19 protein-coding genes are annotated in these 21,203 nt (G+C 41.9%); 9 read left to right on the top strand and 10 right to left on the bottom strand.

Annotation, left to right across the window (positions count from 1 at the left end):
* Window positions 1–67: 67 nt before the first annotated feature.
* Together glgP and malQ are read right to left on the bottom strand one after the other, a co-directional pair.
* Complete coding sequence (gene glgP, locus E7Y33_RS02690; protein WP_139689569.1) at window positions 68–2,326, bottom strand: glycogen/starch/alpha-glucan family phosphorylase; 2,259 nt, start codon at window positions 2,324–2,326, stop codon at window positions 68–70.
* A gap of 24 nt (window positions 2,327–2,350) precedes the next feature.
* Window positions 2,351–3,868, bottom strand: coding sequence for a 4-alpha-glucanotransferase (gene malQ, locus E7Y33_RS02695; RefSeq protein WP_139689570.1), 1,518 nt, complete (start codon window positions 3,866–3,868; stop codon window positions 2,351–2,353).
* 473 nt (window positions 3,869–4,341) lie between these two features.
* Here malQ and E7Y33_RS02700 point away from each other — a divergent pair, with 473 nt between their 5' ends.
* The 5 genes from E7Y33_RS02700 (at window position 4,342) to E7Y33_RS02720 (ending at window position 9,853) form a co-directional block, all read left to right on the top strand.
* Window positions 4,342–5,613, top strand: coding sequence for an extracellular solute-binding protein (locus E7Y33_RS02700; RefSeq protein ID WP_000095461.1), 1,272 nt, complete (start codon window positions 4,342–4,344; stop codon window positions 5,611–5,613).
* 126 nt (window positions 5,614–5,739) lie between these two features.
* The gene (locus tag E7Y33_RS02705) at window positions 5,740–7,032 is read left to right on the top strand and encodes a carbohydrate ABC transporter permease (protein WP_000431414.1); all 1,293 of its coding nucleotides are present in this window, start codon (window positions 5,740–5,742) and stop codon (window positions 7,030–7,032) included.
* A gap of 1 nt (window position 7,033) precedes the next feature.
* Window positions 7,034–7,876 (top strand): sugar ABC transporter permease, encoded by an 843-nt coding sequence (locus tag E7Y33_RS02710; protein WP_001065656.1) that lies wholly within the window; start codon window positions 7,034–7,036, stop codon window positions 7,874–7,876.
* A gap of 180 nt (window positions 7,877–8,056) precedes the next feature.
* Window positions 8,057–8,857 (top strand): DUF1189 domain-containing protein, encoded by an 801-nt coding sequence (locus E7Y33_RS02715; protein ID WP_139689571.1) that lies wholly within the window; start codon window positions 8,057–8,059, stop codon window positions 8,855–8,857.
* A 9-nt stretch (window positions 8,858–8,866) separates the two neighbouring features.
* Window positions 8,867–9,853, top strand: coding sequence for a LacI family DNA-binding transcriptional regulator (locus tag E7Y33_RS02720; RefSeq protein WP_139689572.1), 987 nt, complete (start codon window positions 8,867–8,869; stop codon window positions 9,851–9,853).
* A 33-nt stretch (window positions 9,854–9,886) separates the two neighbouring features.
* Here E7Y33_RS02720 and E7Y33_RS02725 read toward each other — a convergent pair whose 3' ends face one another.
* From E7Y33_RS02725 to rgg, 7 genes are all read right to left on the bottom strand, one after another.
* Complete coding sequence (locus E7Y33_RS02725; RefSeq protein ID WP_000806299.1) at window positions 9,887–10,828, bottom strand: YitT family protein; 942 nt, start codon at window positions 10,826–10,828, stop codon at window positions 9,887–9,889.
* Entirely contained in the window at window positions 10,806–12,569 is a 1,764-nt protein-coding gene (gene aspS / locus E7Y33_RS02730) for an aspartate--tRNA ligase (RefSeq protein WP_139689573.1), read from the bottom strand. The genes E7Y33_RS02725 and aspS overlap by 23 nt, the downstream gene beginning before the upstream one ends.
* 139 nt (window positions 12,570–12,708) lie before the next feature.
* The gene (locus E7Y33_RS02735; protein WP_044020086.1) at window positions 12,709–12,939 is read right to left on the bottom strand and encodes a hypothetical protein; all 231 of its coding nucleotides are present in this window, start codon (window positions 12,937–12,939) and stop codon (window positions 12,709–12,711) included.
* A gap of 17 nt (window positions 12,940–12,956) precedes the next feature.
* Window positions 12,957–13,598 (bottom strand): CPBP family intramembrane glutamic endopeptidase, encoded by a 642-nt coding sequence (locus tag E7Y33_RS02740; RefSeq protein ID WP_139689574.1) that lies wholly within the window; start codon window positions 13,596–13,598, stop codon window positions 12,957–12,959.
* 220 nt (window positions 13,599–13,818) lie between these two features.
* Window positions 13,819–15,099 carry a histidine--tRNA ligase gene (hisS, locus tag E7Y33_RS02745; protein WP_139689575.1) on the bottom strand — a complete coding sequence of 427 codons (1,281 nt, stop codon included), beginning with the start codon at window positions 15,097–15,099 and terminating at the stop codon, window positions 13,819–13,821.
* A 77-nt stretch (window positions 15,100–15,176) separates the two neighbouring features.
* Complete coding sequence (locus tag E7Y33_RS02750) at window positions 15,177–16,424, bottom strand: MFS transporter (RefSeq protein WP_139689576.1); 1,248 nt, start codon at window positions 16,422–16,424, stop codon at window positions 15,177–15,179.
* Between the two features lie 197 nt (window positions 16,425–16,621).
* Window positions 16,622–17,473, bottom strand: coding sequence for a quorum-sensing system transcriptional regulator Rgg (gene rgg, locus E7Y33_RS02755; RefSeq protein WP_000434957.1), 852 nt, complete (start codon window positions 17,471–17,473; stop codon window positions 16,622–16,624).
* Between the two features lie 123 nt (window positions 17,474–17,596).
* On the opposite strand from rgg, the gene E7Y33_RS02765 reads away from it, so the two are divergent.
* Window positions 17,597–17,938, top strand: a complete 342-nt coding sequence (locus E7Y33_RS02765) for a metal-sulfur cluster assembly factor (RefSeq protein ID WP_001204050.1) — start codon at window positions 17,597–17,599, stop codon at window positions 17,936–17,938.
* Between the two features lie 165 nt (window positions 17,939–18,103).
* Here the strand turns inward: E7Y33_RS02765 and ilvD are convergent, their stop codons facing one another.
* Window positions 18,104–19,807 carry a dihydroxy-acid dehydratase gene (gene ilvD, locus E7Y33_RS02770; protein WP_000137343.1) on the bottom strand — a complete coding sequence of 568 codons (1,704 nt, stop codon included), beginning with the start codon at window positions 19,805–19,807 and terminating at the stop codon, window positions 18,104–18,106.
* Window positions 19,808–20,027: 220 nt separating this feature from the next.
* On the opposite strand from ilvD, the gene rpmF reads away from it, so the two are divergent.
* The 3 genes from rpmF (at window position 20,028) to E7Y33_RS02785 (ending at window position 20,972) form a co-directional block, all read left to right on the top strand.
* Window positions 20,028–20,210 carry a 50S ribosomal protein L32 gene (gene rpmF, locus E7Y33_RS02775; protein WP_000290417.1) on the top strand — a complete coding sequence of 61 codons (183 nt, stop codon included), beginning with the start codon at window positions 20,028–20,030 and terminating at the stop codon, window positions 20,208–20,210.
* Between the two features lie 15 nt (window positions 20,211–20,225).
* A complete protein-coding gene (gene rpmG / locus E7Y33_RS02780; RefSeq protein ID WP_001265622.1) occupies window positions 20,226–20,375 on the top strand; it encodes a 50S ribosomal protein L33 in 150 nt (49 codons plus the stop codon).
* Between the two features lie 78 nt (window positions 20,376–20,453).
* A complete protein-coding gene (locus tag E7Y33_RS02785; protein ID WP_139689577.1) occupies window positions 20,454–20,972 on the top strand; it encodes an HXXEE domain-containing protein in 519 nt (172 codons plus the stop codon).
* The last annotated feature ends 231 nt before the right edge of the window (window positions 20,973–21,203 follow it).

Here is a 21,203-nt window from a genome sequence, read left to right on the forward strand (position 1 = left end):
ATTCAAAAAAGCGAATTTCAATTGAAATTCGCTTTTTTTACAAAGTGATTAGTATAAATTTTGTATCTTAGTTCAAGTGCCAGATATCTTCGTTGTACTGAGCGATGGTACGGTCAGATGAGAAGAATCCTGCTTTGGCAATGTTGACGATAACTTTATCCAACCATGCGTCACGGTTTTCGTAGTCAGCAAGCATTTGCTCTTTCACCTTGATGTAGTCTTCCAAGTCTAGGAGAGTCATGAACCAGTCTTTGTTGATCAATTCGTTGTAAAGACGTTCCAAGCGTTCTTTCTTACCTACTGCAAGAACAGCATCGCTGACGATGAAGTCAACCAATGGTTTGATAGCTTCACGAGCATAGAGTTCGCTTGACTTGTAAGCTGCTTTTGCGTAAAGGTCGATAACAGTTTCTGAATCTTCACCGAAGATGTAGATGTTTTCGTCGCCAACCAATTCAGCGATTTCCACGTTAGCTCCGTCCATAGTACCAAGAGTCAAAGCTCCGTTCAACATGAATTTCATGTTACCAGTACCTGAAGCTTCCTTAGATGCAAGTGAGATTTGTTCAGAGATATCACATGCTGGAATCAAGAAGCTTGCTGCAGTAACGTTGTAGTTTTCAACCATAACCACTTGCAAGTGTGGAGCTACTGCTGGGTCGTTAGCAATCACTTCTGACAAGCAAAGGATCAAGTGAATGATGTCTTGGGCAATTGTGTAGGCAGGAGCTGCTTTACCACCAAAGAAGACTGTGATTGGACGAGCAGGGATGTTACCAGCCTTGATATCAAGGTATTTGTGGATCACATACAAAGCGTTCATTTGTTGGCGTTTGTACTCGTGAAGACGTTTGATTTGGATATCAAAGATAGAGTTTGTATTGATTTCCACACCTTGGTGTTCTTTCAAGTGACGAGCCAATTTACGTTTGTTGTGAGCCTTGATGCTTTCCAATTTTTCTTTAACAGCAGCCTTGTCTTCGTATGACAAGAGTTTTTCAAGTTCATCTGCTTCATGGTGCCAACCATGTCCAAGAATCTCATCCAAGTAATGAGACAAGCTTGGGTTAGCATGCATGAGCCAACGACGGAATGTGATACCGTTTGTTTTGTTGTTGAATTTTTCTGGGTAGATGTCGTAGAAAGCTTTCAACTCTGAGTTCTTCAAGATTTCAGTGTGAAGAGCCGCAACCCCGTTAACGCTGTATCCATAGTGGATATCCATGTGAGCCATGTGGACACGTCCACTCTCATCGATGATTTGAACAGCTGGATCTTTGTATTCTGCTTTCACACGACGGTCCAATTCTTCGATGATTGGTACCAAGTGAGGAACCACTTCTTCCAAGAATTCAAGAGGCCATTTTTCAAGAGCTTCAGCAAGGATTGTGTGGTTAGTGTAGGCAGTCATGCTACGTACGATTGAGATTGCTTCATCAAGCTCGATACCACGCGCAGTCAAGAGACGGATCAATTCAGGAATCACCATTGATGGGTGAGTATCGTTGATTTGTACAACAGCGTAGTCTGCAAGGTCATGCAAGTTGCTTCCTTTTTCGATTGCTTCGTCGATGATCAATTGCGCACCGTTTGAAACCATGAAGTATTGTTGGAAGATACGGAGCAATTCACCTTGCTTGTCGCTATCGTCTGGGTAAAGGAAGAGAGTCAAGTTGCGAGCGATATCTGTCTTGTCAAAGTTGATACCATCTTCGATGATAGAAGAATCAACTGAATCCAAGTCAAACAAACGCAAGCGGTTTTTAGTAGCTGTCTTGTAACCAGGTACATCGATATCGTAAAGAGTAGATGTCAATGTGAAGTGTGCAAATGGCACTTGGTAGCTACGGCTTGAGCGAACCAACCAGTTTTGCTCTGTCAACCAAGCGTTAGGAATTGTTTCTTGTTGGTTGTTTTTAAGAACTTGTTGGAAAAGACCGAAGTGGTAGTTCAAACCAACACCGTCACCATTCAAACCAAGTGTAGCGATTGAGTCGATAAAGCAGGCTGCCAAACGTCCCAAACCACCGTTACCAAGTGATGGTTCCAATTCTACTTCTTCGATTTCGATCAACTCTTTACCTGCAGCAGCAAGTTCTTTTTTCACATCGTCGTAAAGACCAAGGTTGATCAAGTTGTTTGACAAGAGTTTACCAATCAAAAACTCAGCTGAGATGTAGTAAACTTTCTTCTTACCAGTGTTCACTGGTTTTTGGCTACTTGCAAGTTTGCTGTAGTTGAGAAGAGCAAGGTAAAGCTCTTCGTTACTACATTCTGCAATGGTTTTATTGTAACGTTTTTGTACAAATTCGTTTAATGGTAACATGTTTATGTGTCTCCTGATAATGTCTTATTTCTTTAATTCTACCAAATTCTCATTGATTCGTCGATAAATTGTAGTCAAGTCAAGCAAAGTTTCTTCAACAGCTGGTGTCAATTGATCTTCAGTCATACGCCAAGACCAGTTTCCACCAAGGGTAGATGGGTAGTTCATGCGAGCCACCTCATCTAGTTCTAGCAAGTCTTGCATGGTTGCAATAGCCATGAAGCTAACGGATGAAAAGACTGTACGAAGCATAGCGTGTGGCACTGTTTCGTACTCTTTACGGTTCGTGTAACGAGCCATGTATTCACGAGTTGGATCGTCGATTTCATTACGGTACCAACCAAGGACCGTATTATTATCGTGTGTTCCTGTGTACATAACAGAGTTGGCAGGCGCCAAGTGTGGGCTATCGATACTTTCGTCTTCTGGGTTGAAGGCAAACTGAAGAATCTTCATTCCTGGGAAGCCAGTGCTTTCACGCAACTCAATCACTTCATCTGTCATGAAACCAAGGTCTTCTGCGATGATGTTTAGCTCACCAAGCTCTTCCTTAACGGCTGCGAAGAGTTTGTAGCCTGGACCTTTCACCCATTTACCAGGTGCTGCTGTATCGGAACCAGCAGGAATTTCCCAGTAAGATTCGAACCCGCGGAAGTGGTCGATACGAACGATATCGTAGATCTTGAAGCTTTCGCGCAAACGTTCAATCCACCATTTGTAACCGTCTTTGTCCATTGCTTCCCAGTCATAGATTGGGTTCCCCCAAAGCTGACCAGTGGCAGAAAACTCATCTGGTGGGCATCCTGCGATACAAGTTGCTTTACCATTGGCATCTGTCTTGAAGAGATGTGGATTTGCCCACATGTCGCTTGAATCTTCCGCTACGTAGATAGGCATGTCCCCAACAATTTCGATGTGGTTATCGTTAGCATAGGCTTTCAATTTCAACCATTGTTGGAAGAAGAAGTATTGAGTCACACGGTGGTAAACCAACTTGTCTGCCAATTTCTCACGGTAGCTTTCAAGTGCTGAAGCTTTACGAGCACGAGCATCTGCATCTGGCCATTCTGTCCAAGCAAGATTGTCAAAATGCTCTTTGATCGCCATATATTCTGCGAAGAGTTCGAGCCATGCTTGGTTGTCTTTAGCAAACTTCTCAAAATCTTTGACATCACCCACTTCCAAGAAGCGTTTGACTGCTTTTTCTAAAAGCGGACGACGTGCATAATAAATCTTCGCATAGTCAACTTCAGATGCATCGCTACCAAAGTCAACACCTTTAAGATCACTGGCTTCGAGCAAGCCTTGCTCTACCAAGATATCAAGGTCGATAAAATGCGTATTTCCAGCAAAGGCCGAGAATGATTGGTATGGAGAATCTCCATAGCTTGTTGTCCCGAGAGGGAGGATTTGCCAGTAACGTTGCTTGGTACGAACCAAGAAATCAACGAAATCATAAGCAGTCTGGCCAAATGATCCAATCCCGTATGCTCCTGGCAGAGAAGAGATGTGCATCAACACACCACTTTGACGTTTTTTCATAATAGCACCTCATGTGTTTGTTATAAAACGTTGCGCAATCAAGGCGCAAACGTTTGCGTTAAATTAAGTATAGCGTATTTTAAACACAAATGCAAGCGGTTTTAAAAAATTTTTTTGAATTATTTTAATCAAACAAAACTTGTTGCCACTGATATTTTATGAAATAAGCGAAAAAATTTTAAAGATTTTCTGATTTAAGATAATTCATTCCCAATATCTGCTCTATTTTCTGAAAAACCGAGCCGAATTTACGCAATCGTTTTCCTAATATATTTTCAATTCAAAAAAACAAACATTTTAAGTTCTTTCCTATATAAAGGCTTTAACAAATGTTTGAAACCTTAAAATTTTTTTAAAATTTTTGCTAAAAAAGCTTGCAACCGTTTTCTATTTGTGCTATACTAAGTTCGTAAAAGAAAACGTTTGCGTTTTCTCATTAAATTATTTTTGTTATTCTTTAGGAGGAATACACTATGTCATCTAAATTCATGAAGAGCGCTGCTGTGCTCGGAACTGCTACTCTTGCTAGCTTACTTTTGGTAGCTTGCGGAAGCAAAACTGCTGATAAAGCAGCTGATACTAGCTCATCTGAAGCAAAAGAAATCACTTTCTACGTTGAAGACCAATACAAAGCCTACGCTGAAAAAGTTGCTGCAGCTTATGAAAAAGAATCAGGTACAAAAGTTAACATCAAATCAGGTGACCAACTTGGTGGACTTGACAAACTTTCTCTTGACAACCAATCAGGTCAAGCTGCTGACGTTATGATGGCACCATACGACCGCGTAGGTAGCCTTGGTACTGACGGACAACTTTCAGAAGTTACTTTGAGCGACGGCGCTAAAACAGATGATAAGACTAAATCTCTTGTAACAGCTGCTGACGGTAAAGTTTACGGTGCTCCTGCCGTTATTGAGTCACTTGTTATGTACTACAACAAAGACTTGCTGAAAGAAGCTCCAAAAACTTTTGCTGAATTAGAAGAACTTGCTAAAGACAGCAAATACGCTTTCGCTGGTGAAGATGGCAAAACTACTGCATTCCTAGCTGACTGGACAAACTTCTACTACGCATACGGACTTCTTGCTGGTAACGGTGGTTACGTATTCGGACAAAACGGTAAAGACGCTAAAGACATCGGTCTTGCAAACGACGGTTCTATCACTGGTGTCAACTACGCTAAATCTTGGTATGAAAAATGGCCTAAAGGTATGCAAGATACTGAAGGTGCTGCAAACTTGATCCAAACTCAATTCCAAGAAGGTAAAACAGCTGCTATCATCGACGGTCCTTGGAAAGCTCAAGCATTCAAAGATGCTAAAGTAAACTACGGTGTTGCGACTATTCCAACTCTTCCAAATGGTAAAGAATACACACCATTCGGTGGTGGTAAAGCTTGGATCATCCCATCAAGCACTAAGAACCTTGAAGCTGCACAAAAATTTGTAGACTTCCTTGTTTCAACTGAACAACAAAAAGCATTCTACGATGCAACTAACGAAATCCCAGCTAACACTGAAGCTCGTTCATACGCTGAAGGTAAAAACGATGAGTTGACAACAGCTGTTATCAAACAGTTCAAGAACGCTCAACCAATGCCAAACATTTCTCAAATGTCTGCAGTTTGGGATCCAGCTAAAACAATGCTCTTTGACGCTGTAAGTGGTAAAAAAGATGCTAAGACAGCTGCTAACGATGCTGTAACATTGATCAAAGAAACAATCAAACAAAAATTTGGTGAATAATTGAATTCGTTACAAGGGGGGAGAATACAAATCCCCCTTTGATTTTATAAATTTACGAATGATTGCAGTTGCCTATCTAGTGATTGGAGACAAACTTCAATCTCGTATCCTATGAAAGGAGTATTCATGGAAAACCAACAACCTAGCAAAGCAGCCTTGCTTTCAGTAATTCCTGGGTTAGGACAGATTTACAATAAACAAAAGGCCAAAGGTTTTATCTTCCTTGGTGTAACTATCGTGTTTGTTCTTTATTTCCTAGCACTTGCAGCCCCTGAATTGCACAATTTGATCACTCTTGGTGACAAGCCAGGTCGTGATAATTCCCTCTTTATGCTGATTCGTGGTGCTTTCCATTTAATCTTTGTAGTCGTTTATGTGCTCTTTTATTTCTCAAATATTAAAGATGCACATACAATCGCAAAACGTATTAACAATGGAATTCCTGTCCCACGTACTTTTAAAGATATGATCAAAGGTATTTATGAGAATGGTTTCCCTTACCTCTTGATCATCCCATCTTACGTCGCTATGACATTTGCGATTATCTTCCCAGTTATCGTAACCTTGATGATTGCATTTACCAACTATGACTTCCAACACTTGCCACCAAACAAATTGTTGGACTGGGTTGGTTTGACTAACTTTACAAATATCTGGAGCTTAAGTACCTTCCGTTCAGCCTTCGGTGCCGTTCTTTCATGGACCATCATCTGGGCCTTGTCTGCTTCTACTTTGCAGATTGTGATTGGTATCTTCACAGCTATCATTGCTAACCAACCATTTATCAAAGGAAAACGTATCTTTGGTGTTATTTTCCTTCTTCCTTGGGCTGTTCCAGCCTTCATCACTATCTTGACATTCTCAAACATGTTTAACGATAGTGTCGGAGCGATCAACACTCAAGTATTGCCTATCTTGGCTAAGGTTCTTCCTTTCCTTGACGGTGCTCTTATCCCTTGGAAAACAGACCCAACTTGGACTAAGATTGCCTTGATTATGATGCAAGGTTGGCTAGGATTCCCATACATCTACGTTTTGACCTTGGGTATCTTGCAGTCGATTCCTAACGACCTCTACGAAGCGGCTTACATCGATGGTGCCAATGCTTGGCAGAAATTCCGCAACATCACTTTCCCTATGATTTTGGCTGTTGCAGCACCAACATTGATCAGCCAATACACCTTCAACTTTAACAACTTCTCTATCATGTACCTCTTCAATGGTGGAGGTCCTGGTAGCGTTGGTGGTGGAGCCGGTTCAACTGATATCTTGATCTCATGGATTTATCGTTTGACAACAGGTACATCTCCTCAATACTCTATGGCGGCAGCTGTTACCTTGATCATCTCTATCATTGTCATCTCTATCTCTATGATCGCATTCAAGAAACTACACGCATTTGATATGGAGGACGTCTAAGATGAATAACTCAATCAAACTCAAACGTAGACTGACTCAAACCCTCACTTACCTCTACTTGATTGGTCTTTCAATCGTGATTATCTATCCACTTTTGATTACTATTATGTCAGCCTTCAAGACTGGTAACGTCGTAGCTTTTAAACTAGACGCTAACGTCGACTTTAGCTTTGCCAACTTCCAAGGGCTCTTCACTGAAACCTTGTACGGCACTTGGTACCTCAACACTTTGATTATCGCCTTGATTACAATGGCTGTTCAAACAAGTATCATCGTACTTGCTGGTTATGCCTACAGCCGTTACAACTTCTTGGCTCGTAAACAAAGTTTGGTCTTCTTCTTGATCATCCAAATGGTGCCAACTATGGCCGCCTTGACAGCCTTCTTCGTTATGGCCCTTATGTTGAATGCCCTTAACCAAAGCTGGTTCCTCATCTTCCTTTATGTTGGTGGAGGTATCCCGATGAATGCTTGGTTGATGAAAGGCTACTTCGACACAGTACCGATGTCTCTTGATGAATCAGCAAAACTAGATGGTGCCGGACACTTCCGTCGCTTCTGGCAAATCGTCCTCCCACTCGTTCGCCCAATGGTTGCAGTACAAGCCCTCTGGGCCTTCATGGGACCTTTCGGAGACTATATCCTCTCTAGTTTCTTGCTTCGTGAGAAAGAATACTTTACAGTTGCCGTTGGTCTACAGACCTTTGTCAGCAATGTGAAAAACTTGAAGATTGCCTACTTCTCAGCAGGTGCTATCCTCATCGCGCTTCCAATCTGTATTCTCTTCTTCTTCCTACAAAAGAACTTTGTTTCAGGACTTACAAGTGGTGGCGACAAGGGATAATTTATCCCCGCCACCCTTTTTCATTTTGGAGCTTATTGCTAAAGCTACAAGATTGGACACCCTTCTACAATTATGTATTGAAACCCTCTTTCAATACATAATTGATTTCCTAGACTTGAAATAAAGCACATTTCTCTATATAATAATACTCATATAGAAAACACTTTTAGAAAGATGCCTATGCTTCCATATCCATTTTCATATTTTTCAAGTATTTGGGGATTTCGTAAGCCCCTGTCAAAACGTTTTGGACTCAACTGGTTTCAACTCCTCTTTACTAGCATTTTCCTCATCAGCTTGTCCATGATTCCAATTGCCATTCAAAACAGCTCACAGGAAACGTATCCACTGGATACGTTTATCGATAATGTCTACACCCCCCTGACAGATGAAGCAATCATGGATTTGTCGGAGAATGCGCAGATAGTAGATGGAAAACTGAGCTATGCTGGAACTAAAAATCAGCAAGCTTCTCTTCTGATTGGTCCAAGTCCAAGTAAGGAATTGCCAAAGGATTTGCAACTTCATTTTGATACTGAAGAACTCATCATCAGCAAGGAAAGCAAGGAACTGACCCGCATTCGCTACCACGCCATTCAAACGGAGAGTTTCCAGAGTAAGGAAGCTTTAACCCAGGCTATTTCTAAAGACTGGTATCAACAGAACCGTGTCTATATCAGTCTCTTTCTCGTCCTTGGTGCTAGCTTCCTCTTTGGATTGAATTTCTTCATTGTCTCTCTTGGAGCTAGTCTTCTCCTTTATATCACCAAAAAATCACGCCTCTTTTCATTTAGGAGCTTTAAAGAGTGCTACCATTTTATCTTGAACTGTTTAGGATTACCAACTTTGATTACGCTTGTTTTGGGACTTTTTGGCCAAAATATGACAACCCTTATCACTGTACAAAACATTCTTTTTGTTCTTTATCTGGTCACCATCTTTTATAAAACACATTACCGCGATCCAGATTATCATAAATAGGAGATTTTTATGCCCGTTACGATTAAAGATGTGGCCAAGGCTGCAGGTGTCTCACCTTCAACCGTAACCCGTGTTATTCAAAACAAATCAACGATTAGTGATGAAACCAAAAAACGAGTTCGCAAGGCTATGAAGGAACTCAACTACCATCCCAATCTCAATGCTCGTAGCCTAGTTAGCAGCTATACTCAGGTTATCGGTTTGGTATTGCCTGACGACTCGGATGCCTTCTACCAAAATCCTTTCTTCCCATCTGTCCTACGAGGAATCGCCCAAGTCGCATCTGAAAACCACTATGCTATTCAGATTGCAACTGGTAAAGATGAGAAGGAGCGTCTCAATGCCATTTCTCAAATGGTCTACGGGAAACGTGTCGATGGCCTGATCTTCCTCTACGCTGAGGAAGAAGACCCTCTGGTCAAGCTAGTAGCTGATGAGCAGTTCCCTTTCCTCATTCTCGGAAAATCCACTTCACCCTTTATCCCTCTTGTTGATAATGACAATGTACAGGCGGGCTTTGATGCGACAGAGTATTTCATCAAAAAAGGATGCAAACGAATTGCCTTTATCGGGGGTACAAAGCGACTCTTCGTAACGCAAGATCGTCTAACTGGCTATGAGTCCGCACTCAAACAACACCAACTTCCGATTGATACCAACTTAACCTACTTTGCGACCGAATTTCTAGAAGAAAAAGGTTATCAGTTCAGTGAACTTCTGTTCAATCACGATCCGCAGATTGACGCTATCATCACAACCGATAGTCTCCTTGCAGAAGGGGTTTGTGACTACATCAGTAAGCATCAGTTAACTGTTCCTGTCTTGAGTTTCGACTCTGTCAATCCTCGACTTGATCTTGTAGCTTATGTGGATATCAATAGTCTGGAACTTGGGCGGACATCATTTGAAACGATTTTACAGATCATCAATGACGCAAAAAACAACAGACAAATCTGTTACCGCCAGTTGATTGCCCACAAAATTATCGAAAAATAAAGACCAGCCTTGCGGCTGGTCTTTTGAGTATTATTAATTGTCTGTTTCTACGAATCGTCCTAGGATGTGGACATTTTCGGATACAGAGACGAAGGCTGTCGGATCAACCTGTTTCATGATGTGTTTAAAATCATTAAACTCTGCTCGTGTGATAACCGTAATCAAGACTGCTTTTCTCTCATGATTATAGGTTCCTTCTGCATCGTGGATCATAGTTGCTCCGCGGTGCAATTTTTTATGGATTTTTGCAATTACTTTATCAGGATTATTGGTCACAATCATGGCCTGCATGCGTTTTTGCTTGGTAAAGACCGCGTCTGTCACACGACTGGAGACAAAGATGGTAATCATGGAGTAAAGGGCGTATTTCCAACCAAAGGTCAGACCTGCTATCAGCATGATGGTTCCATTTACCAAGAAAGAAATACTACCGACATTCTTACCCGTTTTCTTTCGAATAGTGAGACTGACGATATCTGTACCTCCGCTAGAAATATTGTTACGGAGCGCAAAACCAATCCCCAAGCCCATGACAACACCCCCAAAAAGGGCATTGATAATGGGATCCTCTGTCAAGGTCACAACTGGCACAAGCTGGATAAAGAGGGAACTCATGGATACTGTGATAAAGGTAAAGATTGTAAACTTATGCCCAATCTGATACCAAGCCAAAATCATCAACGGAAAATTGATAGCATAAAAGGTTAGCGATATCGGAATGTAAAAACCAAACCAGTGATTACTCAAGGCAGAGATAATCTGTGCCAGACCCGTCGCGCCACTGGAGTAAACGTGCCCTGGTTGAAAAAAGAAATTGACTGCTACTGCTGACAAAAAGCCATAAACCAGAGAAGCCGATACTTTCTCATCATATTTTTCCCGAGAGATACTTTGTAAAACTCGTAAGATTTTTATCTGATAAGCAAAGCGGCGCAGATAATAGCGCCACCGCTTAATTCGTTTTGCTTGTTTCATCTTCTTCTACTTGTAAGCTGAGTTCCTCTAGTTGTTTGAGAGCGACTGTTGATGGAGCTTGTGTCATTGGGTCGGTTGCCTTATTGTTCTTAGGAAAGGCAATGACTTCACGAATATTTTCTTCTCCTGCTAAGAGCATCACAAAACGGTCAAGACCGATCGCCAAGCCACCGTGTGGTGGGAAACCATAGTCCATGGCTTCAAGAAGGAAGCCGAACTGGTCATTGGCTTCTTCAGCTGAGAAACCAAGAGCCTTGAACATGCGTTCTTGAAAGTCTTTTTGGTTGATACGAAGACTACCACCACCAAGCTCATAACCGTTCAAGACGATATCGTAAGCAATAGCACGAACCTTAGCCAAATCACCTTCAAGCTCATGAGCAGTATCTGCTTGAGGAAGGGTAAATGGATGATGGGCGCTCATGTAGCGACCTTCTTCTTCAGACCATTCAAACATTGGCCAGTCAACTACCCAAAGGAAATTGAATTTATCGTTATCAATCAAGCCCAGCTCTTTGGCGATACGGCCACGAAGGGCGCCTAGTGTTGCATTGGCTACTTCAAGCGTATCCGCCACAAAGAGAACCAAGTCCTTATCTTCAAGACCAAGTGCTGCAGTCAATTCTGCTTGAATGTCAGTCAAGAACTTGGCAACTGGTCCGTTTAATTCTCCATCAACAACCTTAACCCAAGCAAGACCTTTGGCACCGTACTGTTTGGCTACTTCGGTCATCTTGTCGATGTCTTTACGTGAGTAGTTGTCCGCAGCTCCTTTGACCACAATGGCTTTAACAGCAGGTGCTTCTGAGAAGACTTTAAAATCAACACCCTTGACCACTTCTGTCAAGTCCTGAAGCAACATATCAAAACGAGTATCAGGCTTGTCAGAACCGTAAAGAGCCATCGCATCATCGTATTTCATACGAGGAAATGGAAGCGTCACGTCAATGCCTTTGGTTTCTTTCATCACGCGCGCAATCAATCCTTCTGTAATATCTTGGATCTCCTGCTCCGTAAGGAAGGATGTTTCCAAGTCGACCTGGGTGAACTCAGGCTGACGGTCACCACGCAAGTCCTCATCACGGAAACATTTAACGATTTGGTAATAGCGGTCAAAACCAGCATTCATCAAGAGTTGCTTAGTAATTTGTGGACTTTGAGGAAGAGCGTAGAAATGCCCTTTATTGACACGAGATGGCACCAAATAGTCACGCGCCCCTTCTGGCGTTGACTTAGAAAGGAATGGTGTCTCCACATCGATAAACTCCAACTCATCCAAGTAGTTACGGATAGAGTGGGTCACCTTGGCACGAAGCTTAAGGTTTTCTAGCATTTCTGGACGACGAAGGTCAAGGTAACGGTAACGCAAACGTGTATCGTCATTGGCCTCAATCCCATCCTTAATCTCAAAAGGCGTTGTTTTGGCTGTATTAAGCACCGTCAAAGCTGTCACGTTCAACTCAACCGCACCAGTCGGCAACTTATCATTGGCTTGCTCACGCGCAGCGACTTGTCCAGTCACCTCGATGACAAATTCGCTACGAAGGCTTTCAGCTGTTGCCATAACCTCTGCAGATACCTTTTCAGGGTTGATAACCAACTGCATGATACCTTCACGGTCACGAAGGTCGATAAAGATCAATCCGCCCAAATCACGACGACGGGAAACCCAGCCTTTCAAGGTAATTTCTTGTCCGATATGTTCCTCACGAACACGACCAGCATACATACTACGTTTCATGTTTTCTCTCCTCTTTTATTCTGTTACTATTTTACCATAAAAGAGCAGGCACTTCATGAAAATCATCAGAAAAGTTTGATTGTCTTTAGAAATCAAAACGAACAGACAAAAAATCCGATGAAGACACCATCGGATTTTCTTATTTTGATTCTTGACCTTCTTTACGTTTTTCCGCGATTTCAGCCGCTTTTTTTGGCAGAACAATCACTGTAGCATAGGCCGTCGCAAAGCGCATGATTCCTGCAATAGGTGCAAAAATCACTGCTAGATTGTTGTAAAAGAAATCGCCTTTAAAGGCATAGGCAAGGCCCCCGATAATAAAGAAGAGAACGACTGCCTGTATCACTGCTAATAAAATTACTCGTTTCATGTGACCTCCTGACTCTATTATAGCATGAGTATCATCAAAAAGCCGACTAAATTATTCAAAGCGTGGAGATAAATACTGTAAAGAAGACCTTTTCGGCTTACATAAGCCAAACCCAAACTCAATCCCAGACTAGCATAAACTAAAAACTGTTGCAAAGTCCCTGGAAAATGAATCAAGGCAAAAAGCACACTTGATACGAGGAGAAACAGAGCTGTCTGTTTGCTGTTGTTCTGCTTAGGAAAGAGATAGCGCGCCAGCATCCCTCTAAAGATGAGTTCTTCCGTCAGAGGAGCAAAGACTACCACCATAAAGAAACCAAATACAGGCTGAGCAACTGTCAATTGTGATACGATTTGTTGATTGACTGACGGATCGTCTGGTAAAAAGAACTGGGCTGTAATCGCCACTAGCAAAACCAGAGTAGGCAACCAGATATAACGATTAAAAGCTGTTGTCTGGATGCTAACCTTTTCTGTCTGATACCATCTGTAAACTCCATAAACATAGGCCCCTGACAGGGCGATATAAAGGGGCAAGACTCCATAGATTGAAGCCCCTAGTTCAAGAGCTGACAGCGCCATACTCTGAACCAGACCATAACCAAAGAAAAAGGATAGAACAGCTAGCAGAAACCAGCCAAGATTTTTAAGTAAGTTCATATGGGTCTCCTATTTGAAATGAAGTCTTACCATTGTTATTTATATCATTTTGATAAACATGTAGAACACCGTCGCGGCTAAAAAGGCTAATAAGCGAATTCCTCTTGCAAAAATGGAAACAATAGTAATGGTTTTATAAAGATATTTTTGAGTAAGCAAGAGCAATGTTAATCCTAGAAAAAGTGGGTTAGGAATAAGATCCTGACCAGCTTATCTGTCATTAAAATCCCAGTTTTTCAAAGATTTCTGAGAAGTTTTGGCTGATAGCATCAAGCGTAACTTCCACTTCTTCTCGTGTTTGGTTGTTCTTAACCGTCACTTGTCCACTTTCGACTTCGCTCTCCCCTAGCGTGATGAGGGTCTTAGCCGCAAAGACATCGGCTGACTTGAACTGAGCTTTGAGTTTCCGGTTAAGGTAATCACGCTCTGCTTTGAATCCTTGTTGGCGAAGGGCTTGTACCAATTCCAAGGCCTTAACATTTGCGCCTTCTCCCAAGACTGCGATATAGACATCTAGGGCATTCTCGATAGGGAGGGCCACCCCTTGCTTTTCAAGGATGAGAAGTAGACGTTCTACACCAAGACCAAATCCAAATCCAGCAGTCTCAGGACCACCAAAATAAGCAACTAAGCCATCGTAGCGACCACCCGCACAGACTGTCAAGTCATTACCCTCGATCTCAGTGATAAACTCGAAAATAGTGTGGTTGTAGTAGTCCAGACCACGTACCATATTGGTATCGATGATATAGTCTACTCCAAGATTTTCCAACATCTGACGGACAGCATCAAAATGAGCTTGGCTTTCTTCATCAAGGAAATCCAAGATAGACGGTGCATTTTCTACTGCCACCTTGTCTTCTTTTTCCTTAGAGTCCAAGACACGGAGAGGATTTTCCTCCAAACGACGTTGGCTATCCTTAGACAAGGTCTCCTTGAGCGGTGTCAAATAGTCAATCAAGGCTTGGCGGTAGGCCGCACGACTCTCGGGATTTCCAAGAGTGTTAAGATGCAATTTGACACCTTGGATGCCGATCGCTTTCAAGAAATGAGCTGCCATAGCGATGGTTTCCACATCGGTAGCTGGATTGCTAGAGCCAAAACACTCGACACCAATCTGGTGGAACTGACGCAAACGACCTGCCTGTGGACGCTCATAACGGAACATAGGGCCCATGTAATAGAACTTACTTGGCTTTTGCACTTCTGGGGCGAAGAGTTTATTTTCCACATAGGAACGGACAACGGGCGCAGTTCCTTCTGGACGGAGAGTAATATGGCGGTCACCCTTGTCATAAAAATCGTACATTTCCTTGGTTACGATATCGGTTGTGTCACCGACAGAGCGGCTGATGACCTCGTAATGCTCAAAAATAGGCGTGCGCACTTCTGCGTAATTATAGCGCTTAAAAATTTCACGGGCAAAGCCCTCAACGTACTGCCACTTGGCAGACTCAGCAGGTAAAATATCCTGCGTTCCTTTTGGTTTTTGTAATTTCATAGGGAATCCTCTTTAAACTTAATAGTCTTATTTTACCATAAATAGAGGGATTAAAACAGTATGAATAAAATTAGGATTTAGATATCATTTTTGAGATTAATAATTGTCAAAAGAATAGCTAGCAAGGAAAGACCAACAAATAGCATCCAAGTCAACTGTATATTCCATACAGCTATAAGTGAAAAACAAGCTGTTCCCACAGGTATGGATAAGGTAAACAATAAACCCAAAAAATTACTGGTACGAGCTAGAACATCTGGATCTAGATTTTTCATGAGCATGGCACTAATCTTTGGTGAAACTTTACCAGACACATACAGAGTTAAAAAGAGAAATAGTAAACCAAGCACGACTTGATTAAATACGTTAGCTAGACCAACTAGACTGAGTCCTACGGTCGCCCACATCATCAATCTAGGCAAAGACTGCTTCCCAAAATAATCATTGCCCGTAAGGCTACTGATGATGACTGCTACTAAAGCACAGACTTGACTGATAAATAGTGCCTCTGTATAAGAAAAATTCAAGAGAGAATGGCTCAAAAAGAAGATGTTATAGATGCTTCCTAAAGCGCCACCCAAGGCATTGATAAGCAAGACAGCAAAGAGCATAAAACCAAAGTTTTTCTGTCCACTTTTTAGAAAAACGAGACGTAAATTTCGGTAAATCGATAGAAACTGGTCTTTGATAGAAAGCTTATCATTTTTAAGGATTTCACCATCAGCAGATGAAATTGACAGGTTCAATTTGCTTCTTCCTAAAAAGAGAATAGCAGCTGATACTAGGAAAAAACAGGCATTGATTCCAGCAACGAGGGAAAAATTGTTGACCGATAGACCTAAGAGCCAGACTCCGAAAGCTTGACCACCAATAGCTGAAATATAGGTGATAAACTGGGAAAAAGAATAAGCCTCCATCAGATCATTTTCAGCCACTTTTTCCTTAATAAGAGGCATGCGCAAACCACCAGCAAAATCACTGATTACATCGCTAATGACATTGATCAAACACAGACTAGAAAAAGCAAAGAGACTAGCTTGCTGAACAACTAAAGCTGCTAGAAAAAATAAAACTGCCTGAAACAAACCGCTATAGACCATCCATTTGACCTTGTCCCTCGTGTAATCTGCCCGAATCCCTACAAAAACTGTAAAGAGAGTCGGAAGAATCATGACAATATTCGCCATAGCAACAGCAAAAGAGGCTTGTGGCAAGGTCGATGCATAAACGATAAATACCAGGTTAAAAATCGAAGCACCAAAGGCATTGAAGAAGCGCGATAAAGTCAAGAGTCGATAAGCTTGATTTCTAAACAATAGTTTCATAGGTAATCTCCCTTCTTGTTATAATCCCTATATGAAGTATGACTATAGTATAGCACTTAGAAATTGAAAGGGAAAACTTTTGAATATATGCAACACACAAAATGAGCAAAGAAACGATAGAACTTTTGTAACGACCTGAGAGTAGTCAAAAGTTCTATCGCTTAAAATTTCAAATTATTTTCTTAGTTTGCAGATATTCAACAATCGGGTGTATTTCTATAGTATTCGGCAGATTTGTTACAGCCAAGCATCTCAAAAATACGGACAGCATCTTCCATCTTTTTTTGTCCTTCCTTAACTCTGCCTTGCTTGCTATCAAGGAGACCTTCCGCCCACAAATAGACAATTCGGAAATAGGTCTCGTTTTCCTTGTAGAAATGGTCTTCGATAACACGTTTAAAATAAGAGGCATTGGTAAATTCTTCACACTCAATGCTGGCTAAAAAACCATTCAGTAGCATGGTGTGAAAAAGGTTCCGATTTCCCTTCATTTCCATTAGAAAATCGGATTTGCGGACCATTTCTCGTACATATCTAGTAAAAAGAGAAACAGACAAGAACGGAGAACTGACTGAGAACAAATTGAGTTCATAGATTCCCCAAATCTCAGTAGAAAACAAGTAGTCATGAAGGACTTTCCCTTCCTCTGCCGTTAACTCAACCGTTTCATCCATACTCTTCATATAAGACTTGATAATGATGGCATTTAGAATATGTTTCTGTTTGTTTTGAGAATGGGCATGCTTTTGATACTCCTTGCGATATAAGTCCTCAAGAGGTGCTATATTCTTTAAATCCAAAACATCTGTGATTTCTTTTCTCAACTCCGAATCTGTATCATACTGAAAACCTCTCGCCAGAAAGAGGATTTCCTCTACACTAGCAGATATATTTTCTAGGGCAAATAGAAACTTTTCCACCGAAAGCTCACTCTGACCTGTTTCAAATCGGGACAACATGGACGGCGAAAATTGTCCCCCAGTTGCTTGTCTCAGCGAGATATTTCTTGACTCTCGTAATTGTCTAAAGACTTTTCCAATCTGCTCCATAGACTTCCCCTTGATTCCATATTTTCTTCATTCTATCATATTTTTCAGAAAATTCATCAAAAACTTGCCAAATTGTCAGAATTATGAGAAAATAGAGGATATTTATCACGTGGAGGGACTGTTATGAGAGACGATATCAAAATCAATGACCGCGCTTTAGCCTTGCAAGACCAAATTATCGATAAATTAGAGAAGGTTTTTGATACAGATGTGGAATTGGATGTTTACAATCTAGGGCTGATTTATGAAATCAATCTAGATGAAACAGGTCTCTGCAAGATTGTCATGACCTTCACCGATACTGCCTGTGATTGCGCCGAAAGCCTACCTATCGAAATCGTCGCAGGTCTAAAACAAATCGAGGGTATCGAAGATGTCAAGGTTGAAGTTACCTGGTCTCCTGCATGGAAGATCACACGAATCAGTCGCTACGGACGCATTGCCCTCGGACTGCCACCTCGTTAATGAGGCAAATCACTTTTGAAGATGAAAAGAAGCAAGCCGAAGTTGGCTTGCTTTTTGATACTCAATGAAAATCAAAGAGCAAACTAGGAAACTAGCCACAGGCTGTACTTGAGTACGGCAAGGCGACGTTGACGTGGTTTGAAGAGATTTTCGAAGAGTATGAGTTTATTTTTTACCTGACTTGTCCATATTCCAGAAGTCTGTCACGGCTCCGCGAGAAGCGGATGATACGATGTGGGCATATTTACCGAGGACACCACGGCTGTAAAGTGGTGGCAAGGTTGTTTCTGCCTTGCGTTTTTCAAGTTCTTCTTCGGATACGGCCATGGAAATTTCTTTGGTATCTTGGTCAACCGTAACGATGTCACCTGTACGAAGGTAGGCAATCGGTCCACCATCCTGAGCTTCAGGAGCGATATGTCCAACAACCAGACCATAAGTACCACCAGAGAAACGGCCATCCGTCAAGAGAGCAACCTTGTCTCCTTGACCTTTACCAACGATCATGGATGAAAGCGACAGCATCTCAGGCATACCAGGACCACCCTTAGGTCCCACGAAACGAACAACGACTACATCGCCATCAACGATTTCATCTGTCAGAACAGCCTGGATAGCATCTTCTTCTGAGTCAAAGACCTTAGCTGGACCAACGTGACGACGCACTTTAACACCTGATACTTTAGCAACCGCACCGTCAGGGGCAAGGTTCCCGTTCAAGATGATAAGCGGACCGTCTGCACGTTTTGGATTTTCAAGTGGCATAATGACTTTTTGGCCTGGTGTAAGGTCTGCAAAGTCAGCCAAGTTTTCAGCGACTGTCTTACCAGTACATGTGATACGGTCGCCATGAAGGAAACCATTTGCCAGCAAGTACTTCATAACCGCTGGCACACCCCCAACTTCGTAGAGGTCTTGGAAGACATACTGACCAGATGGTTTCAAGTCGGCCAAGTGAGGCACACGTTCTTGGATCGTATTGAAGTCTTCAAGTGACAAGTCAACATTGGCAGCATGGGCAATGGCAAGCAAGTGAAGAGTGGCATTTGTAGAACCACCGAGAGCCATAGTTACAGTGATGGCATCTTCAAAGGCTTCACGAGTCAAGATATCTGATGGTTTGAGACCAAGCTCCAGCATCTTGACAACAGCACGTCCTGCTGCTTCGATATCTTCTTTCTTGTCAGCTGATTCAGCTGGGTGAGATGAAGATCCTGGCAAACTCATACCTAGAACTTCAATAGCAGTCGCCATGGTATTAGCTGTATACATACCACCACAGCCACCAGGGCCCGGGCAGGCATTACATTCGAGACGCTTCACGTCCTCAGCTGTCATATCACCGTGGTTCCATTTTCCGATTCCTTCAAACACCGAAACCAAGTCAATGTCTTTGCCATCAAGATTTCCGGGTGCAATGGTTCCACCATAAGCGAAAATAGCTGGAATATCCATATTAGCAATGGCAATCATAGAACCAGGCATGTTCTTATCACAGCCACCGATAGCAACAAAGGCATCCACGTTGTGACCACCCATCGCCGCCTCGATAGAGTCCGCGATGATATCACGAGATGTTAGGGAGAAACGCATACCAGGCGTTCCCATGGCAATCCCGTCCGCTACGGTAATTGTCCCAAACTGTACAGGCCAAGCACCTGCAGATTTGACACCCTCTTTAGCCAATTTCCCAAAATCATGCAAGTGAATGTTACAAGGGGTATTTTCCGCCCAAGTCGAAATCACTCCCACAATCGGTGTTTCAAAGTCCTTATCTGTCATACCAGTGGCACGAAGCATGGCACGGTTTGGTGATTTAACCATGCTGTCATAAATGCTACTGCGGTGACGTTTATCTAATTCAGTCATTTGTTCCCTCCCGTTTCAGTTTTTACTATTATAGCACATTTTAAAGGCAATGAACAGAAGAAAATTCTTGAATTTTCAGAAAATTCCGATTAACAAATTCTAATTTTTTCATCTTTTTTTGTCAAGTAACTTTACTTTACAAAAAAAATGTGTTATCCTAGTATGGTTGATGAAAATCACTAGATTGAATCGAATTTAAATACCTAAAGGAGAAATCAAAATGGCAGTACCTGCACGTCGCACTTCAAAAGCGAAGAAAAACAAACGTCGTACACACTACAAAGTAACAGCTCCATCTGTAAACTTTGACGAAACTACTGGAGATTACTCACGTTCTCACCGTGTATCACTTAAAGGATACTACAAAGGACGTAAAATCGCTAAAGCTGCATCAGCTGAATAATAGAAGGGAGATACCATGCGCGTAAATATCACACTTGAACACAAAGAATCTGGTGAACGCTTGTACCTTACTTCTAAAAACAAACGTAACACTCCAGACCGTCTTCAATTGAAGAAATACTCACCAAAACTTCGCAAACACGTTGTGTTTACAGAGGTTAAGTAAGCATACCTAACTCAAAACGCCTTACTGGGCGTTTTTTGCTTTATTTGCTGGCAGTCTTTAGCTTTTCAGGAGAGATTTATGGCATTTTATCTTTGGATGTTTCCTCTACTTTTTATCTTTCACGATATGGAAGAAATTATCGGTCTTGTCCCTTGGATCCGTCTCAACGAAACCTTGCTGACCCAAAAGGCGCCAACTATTCTCAAAATCCACAAAGAAATGACAACAGAGGGATTTGCCCTCGCTGTTTTTGAGGAATTCATCCTTGTCTTATCCATCACTTTATTAGCGTATTTTAGTCAATCTAGAACACTCGAACTAGTTTGGTTAGGGGGATTTGTAGCCTTTGCGCTTCATCTCTTGCTCCATATTGGACAATCAATTCTTCTCCGTAAGTATATCCCTGCTCTCATCACTTCTATCCTTTGTTTTCCTGTCAGTGCTTATTTTATTACAGACATCGTGCATTTGTGGCAGGTTTCGACTAGCGAATTTTTCCTATTTTCACTGGTCGGTTCAGGCATCGTCGTCATCAATCTCCTCTTTGCTCTCTGGCTTGGGAAAAAGTATTCCGCCTGGCTTGCCCATAACCATTAACAAAAGAATCTGAGACAAAATGGTTCTCAAATTCTGAGTTATAAAAGAGAATAGGCTGAACCGCCGAATGTCGCCCCCCACTGGCTAAGTAGCGCGTTGGTAATAGATATTTTGTGTCCTACTATATAGCTATACTTTCATGCCACTAATTCTTGTTATTATATAGAGAAAAACAAATTAATTATTCCAAGCGATTCCTGATAATTTTACTATATTACAAAGATAATACAG

The sequence above is a fragment of the Streptococcus oralis genome, from assembly GCF_006175905.1.
Classification (GTDB): Bacteria; Bacillota; Bacilli; order Lactobacillales; family Streptococcaceae; genus Streptococcus; species Streptococcus oralis_BG.

Bases quoted from the DNA above. Each gene is read 5' to 3' on its own strand.
- glgP (WP_139689569.1), bottom strand. From the start codon at position 2,326: ATGTTACCATTAAACGAATTTGTACAAAAACGTTACAATAAAACCATT.
- malQ (WP_139689570.1), bottom strand. From the start codon at position 3,868: ATGAAAAAACGTCAAAGTGGTGTGTTGATGCACATCTCTTCTCTGCCA.
- E7Y33_RS02700 (WP_000095461.1), top strand. From the start codon at position 4,342: ATGTCATCTAAATTCATGAAGAGCGCTGCTGTGCTCGGAACTGCTACT.
- E7Y33_RS02705 (WP_000431414.1), top strand. From the start codon at position 5,740: ATGGAAAACCAACAACCTAGCAAAGCAGCCTTGCTTTCAGTAATTCCT.
- E7Y33_RS02710 (WP_001065656.1), top strand. From the start codon at position 7,034: ATGAATAACTCAATCAAACTCAAACGTAGACTGACTCAAACCCTCACT.
- E7Y33_RS02715 (WP_139689571.1), top strand. From the start codon at position 8,057: ATGCTTCCATATCCATTTTCATATTTTTCAAGTATTTGGGGATTTCGT.
- E7Y33_RS02720 (WP_139689572.1), top strand. From the start codon at position 8,867: ATGCCCGTTACGATTAAAGATGTGGCCAAGGCTGCAGGTGTCTCACCT.
- E7Y33_RS02725 (WP_000806299.1), bottom strand. From the start codon at position 10,828: ATGAAACAAGCAAAACGAATTAAGCGGTGGCGCTATTATCTGCGCCGC.
- aspS (WP_139689573.1), bottom strand. From the start codon at position 12,569: ATGAAACGTAGTATGTATGCTGGTCGTGTTCGTGAGGAACATATCGGA.
- E7Y33_RS02735 (WP_044020086.1), bottom strand. From the start codon at position 12,939: ATGAAACGAGTAATTTTATTAGCAGTGATACAGGCAGTCGTTCTCTTC.
- E7Y33_RS02740 (WP_139689574.1), bottom strand. From the start codon at position 13,598: ATGAACTTACTTAAAAATCTTGGCTGGTTTCTGCTAGCTGTTCTATCC.
- hisS (WP_139689575.1), bottom strand. From the start codon at position 15,099: ATGAAATTACAAAAACCAAAAGGAACGCAGGATATTTTACCTGCTGAG.
- E7Y33_RS02750 (WP_139689576.1), bottom strand. From the start codon at position 16,424: ATGAAACTATTGTTTAGAAATCAAGCTTATCGACTCTTGACTTTATCG.
- rgg (WP_000434957.1), bottom strand. From the start codon at position 17,473: ATGGAGCAGATTGGAAAAGTCTTTAGACAATTACGAGAGTCAAGAAAT.
- E7Y33_RS02765 (WP_001204050.1), top strand. From the start codon at position 17,597: ATGAGAGACGATATCAAAATCAATGACCGCGCTTTAGCCTTGCAAGAC.
- ilvD (WP_000137343.1), bottom strand. From the start codon at position 19,807: ATGACTGAATTAGATAAACGTCACCGCAGTAGCATTTATGACAGCATG.
- rpmF (WP_000290417.1), top strand. From the start codon at position 20,028: ATGGCAGTACCTGCACGTCGCACTTCAAAAGCGAAGAAAAACAAACGT.
- rpmG (WP_001265622.1), top strand. From the start codon at position 20,226: ATGCGCGTAAATATCACACTTGAACACAAAGAATCTGGTGAACGCTTG.
- E7Y33_RS02785 (WP_139689577.1), top strand. From the start codon at position 20,454: ATGGCATTTTATCTTTGGATGTTTCCTCTACTTTTTATCTTTCACGAT.